This is a genomic window from Blautia acetica (genome assembly GCF_038739805.1).
In the GTDB taxonomy this organism is placed as follows: domain Bacteria; phylum Bacillota; class Clostridia; order Lachnospirales; family Lachnospiraceae; genus Blautia.
This window is the reverse complement of the sequence record NZ_JBBEWO010000001.1, coordinates 74,395-90,337: the sequence shown is the minus strand read 5'-3', so window position 1 is coordinate 90,337 and position 15,943 is coordinate 74,395. Positions and strand designations below refer to the sequence as shown.

Genomic DNA, 15,943 nt, shown 5'->3' with positions numbered 1-15,943 from the left:
GAATTTTCTCGATATGCGCTTAAAGCGGCAGCCCTGTTTCTACAGCTTCTTTTCTGTCTAAATCTCTCAATTCCCCTTCATTGGAAACCTCGTAATAAAACCCATCTTCCAAATGATGTTTCAGCACGCGCTTTCCCCCTATATCTCCTGTGAGTTCCAGCAGTTCTTCCACATATTTCTGATGAAAAATCACCGGATTTCCGGCAATCCCCTCCTTACACACACAGCCAATGCCTTTCCCGGTTTTTAAAAATGCGGACACAAATTCTTCTACGGTTCTTTCTGTTAAAAAAGGCTGGTCTGCCACAAAAAACAGATAATAATTCTCCTTTTCCTCCCGGCTCTTTTCCATAGCGGCTGCAAGTCCCAGCTGCAAAGAGGAGGAAATGCCCCTGCTGCTGTCCCGGTTTTCCACTGCTGTCATGCCCTGTTTTTCTGCATACTGCCGAATTTCTTCATACTGCGTTACAACGATCAGCGTCTGCAGTTTCTTCTTTTTCTGCAAATGGAGCAGCCGTTCCGTCAAAAACCGATACATAGGCTTTCCCTCTATCTCATACAGCAGCTTGTTTTCTCCGAATCTCCTGGAAAATCCCGCGGCCAGAACAATCCCGTGTACAGCTTTCGTCCAGTCATGAAGAAATACCGGCACAGAAAGCTGTTCCTGTAGTTTTTTTCTGCTTTCTTCGGAATTTTGCAGCACATCTGCCTGATTCAGAATAACTGCCAGCTTTCCCTGAGAAAAGTCTCGTTTCAGACGGCGGACATATCCCTGTTCCAACAGAATCCCCAGCAGCTCTTCTGTCACTATCCGTTCTCCGCTTTCCTGTCCCGCCTCTGTTTCCAGAATTTTTTCTGCTTCTTCTATACGATGGCACACTTCTTTCAAAGGTTTTCCCAGCGCCGAAGCTCCTGTTAGAATGAAAATATGCGTTGTATCCTCATAAAGGATCGGTTCTTGTTTTCCCGGCACTTTCATGGGAAATCTTCTGGAGCCGTCTGCCTCTAAAAGCACACAGTCCGCCTCTGCTGCGGTTTGTTCATAGACTGTGCGGGAAAGCGGGCCAATTTTTCCTCCTTCTTTCACCGGCAGACCTGCCGCTGCTGCACCTTCCCGTTTCAGCAGCGCACAAATTGCTTCTCCGTCATCCTCTGTTATGTCTTTCAGCGGGAAATTTTTCGGATTCTCCATATGAGCAGAAGTCGTAACCAGCACTTTTTTTCCCTGTTTCTTCCACTGTTGTGCCAGCTCCAGCATGCAGCTGGTTTTTCCCCCGGCGCCCACAAAGGCCACGCGCATATGAGACCTTTCTCCCATTTCTTCTATCATTTCACAAAGTTTCATGAAGCTGCTTCTTTCCCAATATTCCTTTTTCCCAGGCACAGACCAGTTCCAGCACACCTCCGGCAATACACCTGGCTTTGTCCGAAATCAGGGCGCAGTGCGCCTGGGATTCCTTCCTGGGGTCTACATCTGCCAGCTTAAAATGTTCTGTCACCTCAAATCCATCCTGTAAAATTCCCCGTACCACGCCGGAAATCTGTGTGTACACTCCAATATTTTCCTTTTCCCGCTGAATATATCCGATACGCTGTCCTGCTTCCACCCAGTCTCCGATTTCTTTCTCCCTTCGGAAAACACCCGCACAGGGCGCATGCATCACCCGTTCCTTTCCATATCCGCCTATAAGGCCCGGCACTCCGGTATTTGGTATGGCACTGCCTTTTTCGATTTTTCTTCCCAGATAGTGTCCCCGCTTGGTTTCAATCACATAGTCCACATCTTCTCCTGCCGTAAAGCCCGGTCCAAGTCCTATAGTCAGGTCCGCCATATCCCTTCTGGTTCCCAGGTTTTTCTTTGCCAGAATCCCGTCTATTAAAATATCCGGGTGATACTGTTTCAGGCACTCCCCACTGGGGTCTGTCAACAGCATGGGACGGTTCCACCTTACTGTTTCCATGGCTTCCTGAAAACTGTCCACCTTTGTGCACACAATGCCCTCCACTTCCATGGTTCCCTCATATACAGCCTGACAAAAAGACACCTTCTGCCGGATAGCGGAAGGCTTCGTGTCCTCTAAAATAATCACCGGATACCCGCTCTGGCACAGACGGTGTATGGTTCCGGTTGCCAAATCTCCGCCGCCTCTTACAATAATAGGTTTCATATTCTGTCCTTTCTTATGGTTTGAGAATCAAATCTGCCTGGACCTGGGTCTGCACAATCTGATACATATTGACTACATTTCCCACTGCCAGTTTTTCTTTCAGCCCATAGAAATCAAGACAGGTACCGCAGGTGCAGATTTCCACGCCTTCTTCCTCCAAAAGCTTCAAGTCCTCCAGAACCGGAGAATCCTCACATGATAAAAAGGCGCCGCTGTTATAAAACAGTACAGCCGAGGGTAGTTGTTCCAACTGGGTCAGGGCATAAACAAAACCTTTGATAAGAATTTTCCCCAGTTTTTCCTCTCCTTCTCCCATTTTGTCAGAGGACAGCACCACAACGGTTTTCTTTCCTGTTTTTATACTGCAGTTTTCCAGTTCCACGGTTTCCTGTACCTTGGCTTCATCCGTTTCCTGCTGTACGGTAAGGATAACTTCATATTCCTTTTCTCCCTTTTTTCGGAATTTATAATCTGCTTTCTGGGACGCTGCCAGCTTGCGAAGATTTTCCACAGCAATGGTATTATCCACAAGCACGCAGATTTCCTCTCCTTTTCTGCCGTTATCCATAGCCTTTTTTGTCAGGATGACCGGTTTCGGGCAGGCCATGCCCCTTGCGTCAATTTTTGTTTCCATAGTTCTATTTCCTTTCATATAACATAACTTCATGTATTCCCTGTATCTGAATCGCGCCTTCTTTTGCCGCCTGTTCTACAGTTCTTTTCTGTTCTATCTCCGTGCACCAGGCCAGACCGCACTCTGCGGAAATACTGCCCGGCAGGGGAATCAGCCTTCCCGGCAGGTTTTTCCGCTGAAACCATTGCTCTGCCGCCATGGCCTGTGTGGTAGTGGAAAACGACAGAACCAGCCGCTTTACTCTTTCTCTCATATAGGTTCTCCTGTTTCTCTTGCAATCAGTATAACAAAAAAACTCTTGATTTCTCAAGAGTTTTCAGAGCTGCCTAGCGGACTTGAACCGCCGACCTCCGCCTTACCAAGGCGACGCTCTACCGACTGAGCCAAGGCAGCATAACTTTTATTTTTCTGCTGTGTGCTTACCACAGTTATAGACTATACCAAAAAGTTATGCGCCTGTCAACCTTTTTCTTCTATTTTTTCACTAAATTTTTCAACTCTTCCCCTGCCATATACCGTCTTACATTTTCTACAGCAATAGATACCACATTTCTCAGGGTTTCCGGCAAATGATAAGAGCCGGAAATATGAGGTGTTATAAACGCAGTTGGAATATCCCATATCCTGTGTTCTTTCGGAAGGGGCTCCGGACTTGTGACATCAAGAGCTGCGCCCGCCAGGTGACCAGATTCCAGTACATCACACAAATCCTCTGTACAGATCAGATCTCCTCTTCCGCCGTTTAAGAAAAAGCTTCCCTCTTTCATAAGCGCAAACCGCTTTTTGCCAAACAAGCCTCTTGTCTCCTGTGTACTGGGCAGGAAAGAAACTACCGAATCAGCCCTCTGCAGCAGTTCGTCCAGCTCGCTCATAACATGCAGTTCGTCCATACAATCCGGACAGGGGGCCAAAGTTCGTTTCACACCTATCACATAAGCCCCCAGGGCATGGGCAAGCTCTGCGAAATGCAGACCAATATCTCCGGTTTCCAACACCAGAATCACAGAATCCGCAATGGAGGTCACTTCTCCCTCATCTCCCCACATATGCTGTCTTTGCAGGTCACGATATAAATGCAGTTTTTTCTGCATAGCCAGAAGCATTGCAAACATATGCTCAGAAACCGCTTTTCCATAAGCACCGCTGCTGTTGGTCAAAAGAGTTTTCTCTCTTAATATCCCCTCTTTTACATAATCGTCAAAGCCTGCCGAATTCAAATGCAGCCACTCCAGACGCTCTGCCTCTTTTACCATCTCTGCCGGCACATTGCCCAGTATAATTTCTGCTCTCTTTACCTCTTCTGCAGTTATGGACTGCAAATCCCGAAAGCAAAGTTCTGCCCCGGCTGCTGCCTCTTCCAGGCGTTTCTTTTGATTCTCTGTAAATGGAATCACCGTTAAGATTCTTTTTTTCTCCATTTTTTCACCTCTGATGCTCTTTCATCCCATGGATTTTACTGCGAATTCTCTGCAGGGCATTGTCCACAGATTTTGCCGGTTTCCCTATTCTTTCTGCAATTTTCCGATAGTCCATCCCCTGCAGATACAAATCCAGCACCTGGTTTTCAAAAGGACTTAATACCTTCTGAATCCTCTTTGACAGATTATCTGCATTTTCCCTGCCGATGACAATCTCCTCCGGGTTCAGCTGTATGGTATCCTCTGTATTCATCAGAGGTCCGTCCTCCTGACTCAAGGAAATATAGGTATTTAAAGGCCTGTGCTTCTGTCTTCCGGAAATCTCAATGGCCTTGCCCATCTGACGCTCCACGCACAGATTGGCAAACGTAGAGAAAGACGCATTCTTTCCGGGCTGATACCCCTGCACCGCTTTAAAAAGCCCCAACATGCCCTCCTGAATCAAATCCTCCTGCTCTCCGCCGATAAGGAACATGGCATGGGCCTTTTTCAGCACCATGCCTTTATATTTTTTCACCAGATACTCTTCCGGTCCGCTTTCCCCTTTTCGCAAAAGCTCAATCAACTGTTCATCTGATAATGCTTCATAATTTTTCATGTTCAGAACCTGTATCTTCTATCCTTACCGCCCCATTCTCTGGCGCACAATTTCAAAGGCCAGCACTCCGGCTGCCACAGACGCATTCAGGGAATCAATATCTCCCTTCATGGGAATGGATGCAATAAAATCACATTTTTCCCTTACCAGTTTGGAAACTCCGTCTCCCTCATTGCCGATAACCAGTCCCATAGGACCTTTCAAATCCAGATCATACATGGTGGTGCCGCCCATATCCGCGCATACAAACCACATGCCTTCTTTTTTCAGCTGTTCAATGGTTCTTGCCATATTCGTCACCTTTGCCACGGGTGTATAATTCAGCGCTCCTGCAGAGGTTCTGGCTACCGTAGCAGTCAGTCCCACCGCTCTGTTTTTCGGGATAATCACCCCATGTGCCCCGGCCAGATTGGCGGTACGGATAATGGCGCCCAGATTGTGGGGATCTTCGATATTATCCAGCAGAATCAAAAAAGGCGGTTCTCCTTTTTCTCTTGCCACTTCCAGTATATCCTCCACTTCCGCGTAGTTATAAGCAGCCGTCATGGCAATCACGCCCTGGTGCATGCCGGTTTCCGACATCTGCTCCAGACGTTCCTTCTTCACAAATTTCACCATGGTGTCATGCTTTTTGGCTTCTCTTAAAATGGTACGGACAGGACCGTCCTCACATTTTTCCAGCACAAAAAGTTTGTCCACGGATTTTCCCGAACGAAAAGCTTCCAGCACTGCATTCCGTCCCTCTATTTTAGTTTCCTGGAATTTATTCTCCATCTGTCTCTCCTTTTGTTTCTTCTGTCATTCCCAGCTTTATCAGTTCCAACATCCGCTCCCACTGTTCCGTCAGATACAGATATCCCATAAGGGCTTCAAATCCTGTGGCACGACGATAATCCGACATGGTGGCATTCTTTGCCATGGTATAGGATTTGGCATTGCGTCCCCGTTTAAAGACTGCCATCTCCTCTTCTGTAAGATGTGGCTTCAGCTTTTCAATCATTTCTGACTGGGCCGAAGCTTTCACCAGGCGATTGGCTCGCTGATTCAGCTTGTTCACCTGTGTATTCCCTTTTTCCACTAAAATGGTGCGGATAACCAGTTCGTAAATGGCGTCTCCGATATACGCCAGGGTCAGGGGAGAATACGTCCGGATGTCCGTATCCTCCAGCTGAAACAGTTCCTTTATATAACTTAAGCCCGCTTCCATTGTACGCCCTCTCTTGTATCCTTTAAAATAATGCCCATATCTGCCAACTGATCGCGGATTTCATCTGCACGCTTGAAGTTCTTCTCTTTTCTGGCTGTCTGGCGTTCTTCGATTAATCTCTCAATATCTTCGTCTAATACTTCCGCCTCTTTGTTTACCAGAAGCCCCAGCACATCGCTTAAATGCACGATAGTATCCAACAGTTCCTTTACAAATTCCCCGGTGCTTTCCCCACTTGTCTGGGTATTGGAAAATTTTACCAATTCAAAGATGGCTGCAATGGCATCCGCCGTATTGAAATCATCTTCCATGGACTCTTCGTATTTTTTCACATAGCCCTGAATTTCTGCTTCCAGTTCTTTTTCTTTCTCAGTTTTTTCTCCCTGAGGCGCTGTTTCCAGAAGATGTTTCAGCTGCTCTACACAGGTAATAATTCTGTCCAGAGCATTTTTAGAGGATTCCATAAGCTCTGCACTGAAATTCAGCGGGCTTCTGTAATGCGCGTTCAGCATGAAGAAACGCAGTACCTGCAAATCATATTTTTCCCCGATTTCCCTTACGGTAAAGAAGTTGCCCAGAGATTTGGACATTTTCTTATTGTCAATGTTCAGGAATGCATTGTGCATCCAGTATCTTGCAAACTGTTTTCCATTGCAGCATTCGGACTGTGCAATTTCATTTTCGTGGTGAGGGAATACCAAATCTTCTCCCCCTGCATGGATATCAATTTCCTCGCCCAGATATTTCTTGGACATGACGGAGCACTCAATATGCCATCCCGGACGTCCCTCACTCCATGGAGATACCCAGAAAGGTTCTCCCTCTTTTTTCGGTTTCCAGAGTACGAAATCCAGCGGGTCTTCCTTCTGGTCTTCTCCGGACACCTGCAGAGAACGGAAGCCGGACTGCAAATCTTCCAGATTCTTGTGAGACAGCTTGCCGTATTCCTCAAAGTTTTTCACCCGGAAATAAACGGTTCCGTTGACTTCATAGGCAAAGCCCTTGTCTATGAGTGTCTGAATCATTTCAATCATACCCTGGATTTCCTGGGTAGCCAGGGGATGTGTCGTGGCTGGTTTGACATTCATATCCGCCATATCTTTTTTGCACTCTTTAATATAACGGGTGGAAATCTCCTCTGCACTTACGCCTTCTTCGACAGCTTTTGCAATGATTTTATCATCCACGTCTGTAAAATTGGAAACGTAGTTCACATCATAGCCCTTGTATTCCATATAACGGCGCACCGTGTCAAATACAATCATAGGTCTTGCATTTCCAATGTGGATAAAGTTGTAAACCGTAGGTCCGCAGACATACATGCTTACTTTTCCCTCCTGTAAGGGAACAAATTCTTCTTTTCTCTTTGTCAGTGTGTTGTAAATCTTCATAATTTTTGTTACTCCTTTTCTCTTTTTTGCTCTGCCAGTTCTCTTGCCCTGCGGCATTTTGCTTCTCTTTCCTGCATATCTTTCATCTCATAGCTCATTTTCTGAAGTTCTGAACGGAGGCGTTCGTTTTCACGCTGGAGATAATGAATATCCTCCAGGGTTGGGTCAGGCAAATGTACCTGATCCATATCCACTCTTGGCACCTTCTGATTTTCTTTTCGCACCACGCGTCCCGGCACTCCTACTACCGTGCAGTTGGGAGGCACTTCCTCCAGTACCACACTTCCTGCCCCTATTTTGGAGTTTTCTCCAATGGTAAACGAACCCAGAATCTTGGCGCCTGCGCTGACCATTACATTGTCCCGCAGAGTCGGATGACGTTTTCCGGTTTCTTTCCCGGTACCTCCTAAGGTCACACCCTGATACAGGGTCACATTATCGCCAATTACTGTAGTCTCGCCGATAATCACCCCTGCACCGTGGTCAATAAACAGTCCTTTTCCTATTTTAGCCCCCGGATGAATTTCAATACCTGTTTTTCTGGCCGCTCTCTGGGAAATCCATCTGGCCAGAAAATAATGTCCCTTCTCATACAGTCTGTGTGCCTTTCTGTATTGTATCATAACACGAAAACTGGGATACAGTAAAACTTCCAGCGGCGTCTTAATGGCAGGGTCTCTTTCCTGAATTACCTGAAATTCCTCCTTGATACGTCCAATAAATCCCATGTTGCACTTCCTTTCCATGATTCACCGCAAAGCCGTTTTCTTCCTGCTGCCAAAAAGAAAAGCCCCCATACCGTATTGTTACGGTATAGAGGCGAAATACTCCGCGGTTCCACTCTATTTGAAGACAAAATTTCTGTCTGCCACTCCTTTGTCCATAACGCAGACCTGCGTACCCGGCTGTGCCTGTCTCCCCTTTAGAAGAGTCTGCAGACATTCACCGAATCAGCTCCCGAATGCACTTTCCGAAAATTCTTTTAAGGCAGCTTACAGCCGATGACCGCCTCTCTCTGAAAAAGAAGAGTTCCGTACTCTTTTCGTTCCAAGCCTTTTTCTGTCTTTCTTTAGTTTATTCATAAATGAGTGATTTGTCAATGTTTCTTTTCTGATTTTCAACATTCTTTGTTTCCTCTTGTCTTTCCAAATATCCTTTTTACCTGCTGCACTCTATTTTCTCCAATGGATTTTCCAGAAGAACCACGGTCTTTTCTTCTGCATCCAGGGAGACCTCGCATCCAATAGGCAGGGTAAGCATGGGATGTGTATGACAGCAGTCAAACTCTGCCAGTATAGGAATTTCACTTTCTCCCATGACTTCCAGCAGAATTTCATAAGGTTTTCTGCCCGTCCCGTTATCATCAAACTTTTCATGTTTTCCCAAAATGACGCCGCTGACTCGGTCAAATACACCTGCCAGTTTTAAAAGGGAAAACGAGCGTTCTATGGTGCAGGCATCTTTTAAGGAATCCTCCATAAACAGAATATCCCCTTTTCGGATTTCCGGCATATAGTCTGTTCCGAAAAAGCCCTCCATGGTATTCAGATTACCACCTATCAGTCTGCCCTTTGCCCTGCCGGGTCTCACGCAAATCCACTGGTTTTTTCTCGGTTCCTTTCCCCTGTCCTGACTGCTCCAGTCTATAAATTCGTCTGTCCAGTATTGGGGAACAGGAAAGGTATACGGCAGATTTCCGTATCCCTGGAGCATCGTTTCAAATTGCTCATATGTCCAGTCCACAAAGGGCGGAAATTCACCGAAAGAAGAGGCCAACGCGGGACCATAGAATACCGGCAGACCTGTCTTTTCATAAATAGCCAGAAGAAGTGCTGTTGTATCTGAATACCCGATGATAATCTTCGGGTGTTTCTTTAAGTATGCATAATCTATATAAGGCAAAATGGAGTTCGTGTTATTTCCTCCGATAGCCGCCATTACTATCTCCACTTCTTCCCGATACAAAAGCTGATTAAACTCCTCTGCCCTCTCCCGGATTGTCCCGGAGCGGTAGAAATCACTTTTTCCGTATAAACTTCCGTCTAAAACCCGAAATCCTTTCTTTTGTAAATAAGCCTTTCCTCTTTCGTATCGAACCGGTGTGGAAGCCGATATGGGAGAAGAGGAAGAGAATACGCCTATGGTAAGCGGAGTCATGTTTTCTGTTGGTTTCATATACTCACTCCTTGTAAATCATTTTTCCCATTTTAACATACAGGAAATGAAATTTCTATGAATCTTCTGTTTTTATTTTTCAACCCCTTCCTAAAAACAACGAAACACCCCGGCCAGGAGGTGTTTCTCCCAACCGGGGTGTTTCTATGCGGAGTTATGTTCTATCAATCTATGGATTAGCAAACGCCCTGTGCAATCATAGCTTCTGCAACTTTTTCAAAGCCTGCTGCATTTGCGCCTACTACGTAATTGCCTTCAAAACCATATTTCTTGGCAGCGTCTGCCATGTTATGGCAGATATTTACCATAATGCCCTGCAATTTGGCATCTACTTCTTCAAAGCTCCAGCTCAAACGCTCGCTGTTCTGAGACATTTCCAGTGCGGAGGTTGCCACACCGCCTGCGTTTGCAGCCTTACCTGGTGCAAAGATAATGCCGTTTTCCTGAAGATATTTTGTCGCTTCCAGAGTAGTTGGCATATTAGCGCCTTCTGCAACTGCGAAACAGCCATTTGCTACCAGTGTCTTCGCATCTTCCAAATCCAGTTCATTCTGTGTTGCACATGGAAGAGCCACATCACATTTTACGCTCCATACGCCTTTGCCTTCGTGGTATTCTGCATTCGGTCTGTATTTTGTATATTCTGTCAGACGTGCGCGTTTCACTTCTTTGATATCTTTTAATGCTGCCACGTCAATGCCGTCCGGATCGTATACCCAGCCTGTGGAATCAGAGCAGGTTACTGGCTTTGCACCTAACTGGTATGCTTTTTCGATAGCATAAGTAGCTACGTTTCCGGCACCGGAGACAACAACGGTCTTTCCTGCCAGTTCTTTTCCGTTGATTTTTAACAATTCCTCTGTCAGATACAGAAGTCCGTAGCCTGTAGCCTGTGTTCTTACTAAAGAACCGCCGTAAGTCAGACCTTTTCCTGTCAGCACGCCTTCATAGGAATCGCGGATTCTCTTGTACTGACCAAACAGATAGCCGATTTCTCTTCCTCCTACACCAATATCTCCTGCAGGTACGTCTGTGTCAGCGCCAATGTGACGATACAGTTCTGTCATAAAGCTCTGGCAGAAAGCCATCACTTCTCTGTCCGATTTGCCTTTCGGGTCAAAATCACAACCGCCTTTGCCGCCGCCGATAGGAAGACCTGTCAAAGAGTTTTTGAAAATTTGTTCAAAGCCAAGGAATTTAATAATTCCAAGGTATACAGACGGATGGAATCTCAAACCGCCCTTGTAAGGTCCGATAGCGCTGTTGAACTGTACGCGGTATCCTTTGTTTACCTGTACATTTCCCTTGTCATCTACCCACGGAACGCGGAACATAATAACTCTTTCCGGTTCTACCAGACGCTCTAAAAGAGCCTCTTTACGGTATTTTTCTTCATTGGCTTCTACAACCGGTCTTAAAGAATCCAGAACCTCTTTCACCGCCTGATGAAATTCCGGTTCTCCTGGATTTTTCTTTACTACTAATTCAATAACCTCGTCTACATATGACATGACCGTTCCTCCTGTTAAAAGATATTGTATTTATTATGGTTTGTATTATAAATCCATATTCTTAATTTTGCAAGTTTATTTTTCATTTCCTGCATATTTTTTAATTATATCTTATATTCCACAATTTTATAAAATGTAATTGAAACTTTTCTCTATATGTGTTTCATTTACTACTGTATCCTGGTGGTCCAGGAAGAACAGTCCCACACGTCTGTGGCAAGCCCTTCGTAAAATTCCGGTTCATGGCACACCATAAGAATGGTCCCCTTGTACTCTTTCAACGCCCTCTTTAATTCGTCCTTGGCCTCCACATCCAAATGATTCGTGGGCTCGTCCAAAATCAGCACATTGCTCTCCCGGTTCATAATTTTACAAAGCCGTACCTTTGCCTGCTCTCCACCGCTTAACACCCTCACCAGGCTTTCGATGTGCTTTGTGGTAAGTCCGCATTTTGCCAGGGCCGCCCGCACTTCGTACTGGGTATAGGAAGGGAACACATCCCATATTTCCTGAATACAGGTGTTTTTATTTCCTTTTGGCATTTCCTGTTCGAAGTATCCGATTTCCAGATAATCACCCAACTGTACCTTCCCGGAAAGCGCCGGAATCAAGCCCAGAATACTTTTCAAAAGAGTGGTTTTTCCGATACCATTGGACCCGGTAAGTACGATTTTATCCCCTCTTTCTACCCGTAGATTCAAAGGTTGGGAAAGAGGCTCATCATATCCAATCACCAAATCCTCTGTTTCCACCACAAAACGGCTGGGTGTTCTGGCTGTCTTAAAATGAAATTCCGGCTTTGGTTTTTCCTTTGCCAGTTCAATAACATCCATTTTATCCAGCTTTTTCTGTCTGGACATAGCCATATTCCTGGTTGCCACCCGGGCTTTATTTCTTGCCACAAAGTCCTTGAGTTCACTGATTTCCTGCTGCTGGCGGTTGTAGGCAGCTTCAAGCTGTGCCTTTTTCACTGCATAAACCTCCTGGAAGTGGTCATAGTCTCCCACATACCGGTTTAACTCCTGATTATCCATATGGTAAATCAGGTTTACCACACTGTTTAAAAACGGAATATCATGAGAAATAAGAACAAACGCATTCTCATATTCCTGCAGATAGCGTTTCAGCCATTCAATGTGCTCTACATCCAAATAGTTGGTGGGCTCGTCCAAAAGCAGAATATCCGGTTTTTCCAAAAGCAGTTTTCCCAGAAGAATCTTTGTTCTCTGACCTCCGCTTAAATCCGTCACATCTTTATCCAGACCAATGGCTGTTAAACCAAGTGCCCGTCCCACTTCTTCCACTTTACTGTCAATAATATAGAAATCATGCATGGTGAGCAGGTCCTGTATGGTTCCCAGTTCTTCCATCATTTTCGTCAGTTCCTCTTCGGAAGCCTCTCCCATCTTATCGCAAATTCCATTCATCTGCTCTTCCAGTTCAAAGAGCCAGGCAAAAGCGGATTTCAATACGTCGCGGATTGTCATCCCTTTTTCCAGTACGGTATGCTGGTCCAGATAACCCACCCGCACATTTTTCGCCCACTGGATTTTGCCTTCATCAGGCATGAGTTTTCCTGTAATAATATTCATAAAGGTAGATTTCCCCTCGCCATTGGCCCCTACCAGTCCAATGTGCTCTCCTTTTAATAAGCGGAAAGAAACATCCTGGAAAATAGCACGGTCACCAAAGCCGTGGGATAAATTCTGCACGTTTAAAATACTCATTTTCTTTTACTCCCTGCCGCAGCATCTGCCGCAGCCTCCTTGTATTCTGTCATCTCCCATCAAATCCTGCACATGAGTCAGAGCGCAGACAGCCTGGGCGGATATCCCTTCCTGGCTTCCCGTAAAGCCCAGCCCCTCCTCCGTAGTTGCTTTGATATTCACCTGATTTTCGCTGATATGCAGCGCCTGAGCCACATTGGCAATCATAGTGTCTATATAGGGCAGAAGCTTGGGTTTCTGCGCTATAATGGTGGCGTCAATATTATTAATCACATACATATTTTCTTCCAGCAGTTTGCCTACATACTGTAAAAGTTTGATGCTGGAAATCCCTTTATACTGAGGGTCTGTATCCGGAAAATGCCTTCCGATATCACGAAGGGCCGCAGCTCCCAACAGGGCGTCCATAATGGCATGTACCACCACATCTGCGTCAGAGTGTCCCAGAAGTCCCTTTTCCCATGGAATGTTCACTCCGCCCAGAATCAGGTCTCTGCCCTCAGTAAGTTTATGAACATCATATCCCATTCCTACTCGAATCATAATTTTCCCTTTCCCAAATCCTTTCTCTTATTCCACAGAAATTACTTCGTAACCTGCCTCTTCCACTGCTTTTGTCAATTCTTCTTTTGTTACATGAGCTTCTGCTTCCACATAAGCCTCTTTTTTCTCCAGATTCACCTCTGCCTTTACGCCTTCCAGTGCATTTAAAGCCTTGGTCACTGCTGCCTGGCAGTGCTGACACATCATTCCTTCAATTTTCATCTTATACATCATTTTTTCCTCCTTATCTTCAACCGCCTGTGCGGCATTTTCTTCTATTCTCTGCGGCGCTTTCAAAGCCTGGAAATACCGCAGCCTCAGGGCATTGGATACAACAAACAGACTGCTGAGACTCATGGCTGCCGCTCCAAACATGGGGCTTAATTTTAATCCAAACATGGGATAGAGCAGACCTGCCGCCAGGGGAATTCCGCAGGTATTATAGAAAAAGGCCCAAAACAGATTCTGCTTAATATTGCGGATAACGGCCTTACTCAGACGGATGGCCGTCACCACATCCAGCAAATCATTTTTCATCAGCACAATATCTGCACTCTCAATGGCTACGTCTGTTCCTGCGCCAATGGCAATGCCCACATCTGCTCTGGCAAGGGCAGGCGCATCGTTGATGCCGTCTCCTACCATTGCCACCACCTGTCCGGATTTCTGGATATTTGCCACTTCTCTTTCTTTATCCTGGGGCAGTACCTCTGCAATAACGTTATCAATCTCCAGCTGTTTCTGAATGGCCTTTGCCGTTCTGGCATTATCCCCTGTAAGCATAATAACCCGAATCCCCAGTTTTTTCAACTCTTTTACAGCCTGTGCACTGGTTGGTTTTACCACATCTGCGGCTCCGATAATGCCCAGCACCTGCTTTTCATCAGCAAAAATCAGCGGTGTTTTGCCATCTTCTGCCAGTTTTTCCATGAGCGGCTGTATTTCCCTGCAGTCTATATGATGCTCTTCCATCAGCTTGCTATTCCCTGCATAGTAGGTTTGTCCTTCTATAACGGCCTGCACGCCTTTTCCCGTTACTGCCAGAAAATTTTCTGTCTCCGGCAAAGCTGTATTTTCTTCTTTTACCTTTGCCAGAATGGCTTCTGCCAAAGGGTGCTCGCTTTTCATTTCCAAAGCCCCCGCAATTTCCAACAGCTTTTGCGGGCTTGTATGCACCGGATAGATATCCGTAACCACAGGTTTTCCCTGGGTAATGGTTCCCGTCTTGTCCAGTACCACGCTCTGAATGTTGTGCGCCACTTCCAGGGCTTCTCCGGACTTAATCAATATGCCGTTTTCTGCCCCCTTTCCGGTGCCTACCATAATGGCAACCGGTGTAGCCAGTCCCAAAGCGCAGGGGCAGGAAATCACCAGCACTGCAATGCCGCAGGAAAGCGCAAATTCAAAACCTGCACCAAGAAGCAGCCACACTGCAACGGTAACCAGTGCAATTCCCATAACCACCGGAACAAAAATGCCTGCAATCTTATCTGCCATTCTGGCAATAGGAGCCTTGCTGGCGCTGGCCTCCTCCACCAGCCGGATAATCCGGGAAAATACCGTATCGTCCCCTGTTTTGTCTGCCTTCATTTTGAAAAATCCGGTTTTATTCATGGTAGCTGCAATGACCCGGTCGCCTGCTGCTTTAAATACAGGAATGCTCTCTCCCGTAATCGCGGCCTCGTCTACACTGGTGCTTCCTTCCAGAATCACCCCATCCGCCGGCACACTTTTTCCCGGTTTTACATGCAGAATATCCCCCGGCAGTATCTCCTGTGCCGGAATCTCTGTGACCACACCGTTGCGCTCTGCAAGCGCTGTCTTTGGTGCCAAATCCAGCAGTTTTTTTAAGGCGTCTCCCGTCTTCCCCTTAGAACGTGCTTCCAGATACTTCCCTATATTAATCAATGCCAGAATCATCACCGAAGATTCAAAATACAAATCATGACGATATTGATTCACCAGTTCAAAATTCTGTACTCCCAATCCATAGCCCATGCGGTAAATGGCAAAAATTCCATAAATCAGCGATGCACCGGAGCCCACTGCAATCAGAGTATCCATGTTGGGCGCACCGTGAAGCAGTGTACTGAAGCCCTTGCTGAAATAGGCCCGGTTCATGTACAATACAGGCAGACACAGCAGAAACTGCGTAAACGCAAAGGCTACCGCATTTTCCGTTCCCGAAAGAACGACTGGCAAAGGCAGACCTGCCATATGTCCCATAGACACATACATCAGGGGAATCAGAAATACAAATGACCAGATTGTTCTCTTCTTCATCTCCATCAAATGTTCCTGGACGGGATTGGCTCTTTTCACTTCTGCGTTTTGTGCCTTTCCTCTTGTTTCCGACGAGCCTGCTGCCGGAGACGCACCGTATCCGGCATGTACAACTGCCTCTATAATTCCCTGTTCCTTCAGAATTTCATCGTCATATTCCACCTGCATACTGTTAGTCAGAAGATTGACACTGACCTCTTTCACCCCTTCCAGCTTGCGGACGCACTTTTCCACCCTGGAAGAGCAGGCCGAACAGGTCATGCCTGTCACATCAAATTTTTCCTTCAT

The 15,943-nt window shown here is 46.2% G+C and carries 15 protein-coding genes, 1 tRNA gene and 1 other annotated feature; all 16 genes read right to left on the bottom strand.

Annotated features, from left to right (window positions below):
* Positions 1-19 precede the first annotated feature (19 nt).
* The 16 genes from yqeC to WBS51_RS00355 all read right to left on the bottom strand — a co-directional run bounded on the left by yqeC (position 20) and on the right by WBS51_RS00355 (position 15,943).
* A complete protein-coding gene (yqeC, locus tag WBS51_RS00430) occupies positions 20-1,345 on the bottom strand; it encodes a selenium cofactor biosynthesis protein YqeC (protein WP_294460003.1) in 1,326 nt (441 codons plus the stop codon).
* Positions 1,332-2,168 (bottom strand): selenium-dependent molybdenum cofactor biosynthesis protein YqeB, encoded by an 837-nt coding sequence (gene yqeB, locus WBS51_RS00425; RefSeq protein ID WP_173747280.1) that lies wholly within the window; start codon positions 2,166-2,168, stop codon positions 1,332-1,334. The genes yqeC and yqeB overlap by 14 nt, the downstream gene beginning before the upstream one ends.
* A 13-nt stretch (positions 2,169-2,181) precedes the next feature.
* Positions 2,182-2,802, bottom strand: a complete 621-nt coding sequence (gene yedF, locus WBS51_RS00420; protein WP_173747279.1) for a sulfurtransferase-like selenium metabolism protein YedF — start codon at positions 2,800-2,802, stop codon at positions 2,182-2,184.
* 4 nt (positions 2,803-2,806) lie between these two features.
* Positions 2,807-3,055 (bottom strand): DUF3343 domain-containing protein, encoded by a 249-nt coding sequence (locus WBS51_RS00415; RefSeq protein WP_173747278.1) that lies wholly within the window; start codon positions 3,053-3,055, stop codon positions 2,807-2,809.
* Between the two features lie 67 nt (positions 3,056-3,122).
* Positions 3,123-3,195 (bottom strand) — tRNA-Thr (locus WBS51_RS00410).
* An 80-nt stretch (positions 3,196-3,275) separates the two neighbouring features.
* Complete coding sequence (locus tag WBS51_RS00405; RefSeq protein ID WP_173747277.1) at positions 3,276-4,220, bottom strand: D-2-hydroxyacid dehydrogenase; 945 nt, start codon at positions 4,218-4,220, stop codon at positions 3,276-3,278.
* 4 nt (positions 4,221-4,224) lie between these two features.
* Complete coding sequence (locus WBS51_RS00400; protein WP_173747276.1) at positions 4,225-4,818, bottom strand: sigma-70 family RNA polymerase sigma factor; 594 nt, start codon at positions 4,816-4,818, stop codon at positions 4,225-4,227.
* A gap of 24 nt (positions 4,819-4,842) precedes the next feature.
* Positions 4,843-5,592 carry a 23S rRNA (guanosine(2251)-2'-O)-methyltransferase RlmB gene (gene rlmB / locus WBS51_RS00395; RefSeq protein WP_173747275.1) on the bottom strand — a complete coding sequence of 250 codons (750 nt, stop codon included), beginning with the start codon at positions 5,590-5,592 and terminating at the stop codon, positions 4,843-4,845.
* The gene (locus tag WBS51_RS00390; protein WP_173747274.1) at positions 5,582-6,025 is read right to left on the bottom strand and encodes a Mini-ribonuclease 3; all 444 of its coding nucleotides are present in this window, start codon (positions 6,023-6,025) and stop codon (positions 5,582-5,584) included. Before WBS51_RS00390 ends, rlmB begins: the two co-directional genes overlap by 11 nt.
* Positions 6,010-7,416: a cysteine--tRNA ligase gene (gene cysS / locus WBS51_RS00385; protein ID WP_173747273.1), complete on the bottom strand. Its 1,407-nt coding sequence runs from the start codon at positions 7,414-7,416 to the stop codon at positions 6,010-6,012. Before cysS ends, WBS51_RS00390 begins: the two co-directional genes overlap by 16 nt.
* Positions 7,417-7,424: 8 nt before the next feature.
* Positions 7,425-8,144: a serine O-acetyltransferase EpsC gene (gene epsC, locus WBS51_RS00380; protein WP_173747272.1), complete on the bottom strand. Its 720-nt coding sequence runs from the start codon at positions 8,142-8,144 to the stop codon at positions 7,425-7,427.
* Between the two features lie 84 nt (positions 8,145-8,228).
* Positions 8,229-8,475 (bottom strand) — a binding site (T-box leader).
* Positions 8,476-8,574: 99 nt separating this feature from the next.
* Positions 8,575-9,591, bottom strand: a complete 1,017-nt coding sequence (locus WBS51_RS00375; protein ID WP_294459985.1) for a S66 family peptidase — start codon at positions 9,589-9,591, stop codon at positions 8,575-8,577.
* A gap of 176 nt (positions 9,592-9,767) precedes the next feature.
* Positions 9,768-11,102, bottom strand: a complete 1,335-nt coding sequence (gene gdhA / locus WBS51_RS00370) for an NADP-specific glutamate dehydrogenase (RefSeq protein ID WP_173747270.1) — start codon at positions 11,100-11,102, stop codon at positions 9,768-9,770.
* A gap of 170 nt (positions 11,103-11,272) precedes the next feature.
* Entirely contained in the window at positions 11,273-12,829 is a 1,557-nt protein-coding gene (locus WBS51_RS00365) for an ABC-F family ATP-binding cassette domain-containing protein (RefSeq protein WP_294459982.1), read from the bottom strand.
* Positions 12,830-12,835: 6 nt separating this feature from the next.
* On the bottom strand, positions 12,836-13,369 hold the full coding sequence (ispF, locus tag WBS51_RS00360; RefSeq protein ID WP_294460065.1) for a 2-C-methyl-D-erythritol 2,4-cyclodiphosphate synthase: 534 nt from the start codon (positions 13,367-13,369) through the stop codon (positions 12,836-12,838).
* 30 nt (positions 13,370-13,399) lie between these two features.
* The gene (locus tag WBS51_RS00355; RefSeq protein WP_294459978.1) at positions 13,400-15,943 is read right to left on the bottom strand and encodes a heavy metal translocating P-type ATPase; all 2,544 of its coding nucleotides are present in this window, start codon (positions 15,941-15,943) and stop codon (positions 13,400-13,402) included.